This is a genomic window from Maribellus luteus (genome assembly GCF_003576475.1).
Classification (GTDB): Bacteria; Bacteroidota; Bacteroidia; order Bacteroidales; family Prolixibacteraceae; genus Draconibacterium; species Draconibacterium luteum.
On record NZ_QWGR01000107.1, the window covers coordinates 1 to 671 of the forward strand.

General features: G+C 39.2%; 1 protein-coding gene. It reads right to left on the reverse strand.

Features of this window, described 5'->3' with window-relative positions:
• Positions 1-343, reverse strand: a 343-nt coding sequence (locus tag D1614_RS26140) for a hypothetical protein (RefSeq protein WP_206610156.1), incomplete at its 3' end; no start/stop codon positions are given.
• Between the last annotated feature and the right edge of the window lie 328 nt (positions 344-671).

Consider the following 671-nt stretch of genomic DNA (forward strand, 5'->3'; position numbering starts at 1 on the left):
GCATAGTGTTCCATTGTGTAAATGTGCCACAGTTTTTGATCCACTCAGTTACTAATGGGCACTTAGGTTGCTTCCAGCAGTTGGATATTGCAGATTGTGCTGCTATGAACATTGGGGTGCGTAAGTTCTTTTGAATTGGTGTTTCAGGGTTCTTAGGATATAATCCCAGCAGTGGAATTGCTGGGTCAAAAGGCAGGTCAATTTTTATTTTTCTGAGAAAATTCCATACTGTTTTCCATAATGGTTGTACCAGTCTGCAATCCCACCAACAGTGAACTAAGGATCCCTTTTCCCCACAACCTCTCCAACATTTGTTGTTTGTTGCTTTGTTTATGATAGCCATCCTGACTGGTGTAAAGTGGCATCTCATTGTGGTTTTAATTTGCATCTCTCTGATGACTGGCCATACTGAGAATCTTTTCATATGCCTCTGGGCCCTCTGTATGTCCTCCTTGGAAAATTATGTGTTCAGGTCCTTTGCCCACTTTTTAATCCATTTGTTTTTGCTGTTGTAGGAGTTATTTTGTATTCTGGATATTAAATGATTCTGGATATTATGATTCTGGATAATCATAACAGGTGTATGATTTGAAAACACTTTCTCTCATTCTATAGGTTGCCTTTTCACTCTGTGGATTGTTTCCTTTGCTGTGCAGTTTTTAAGTCCAATG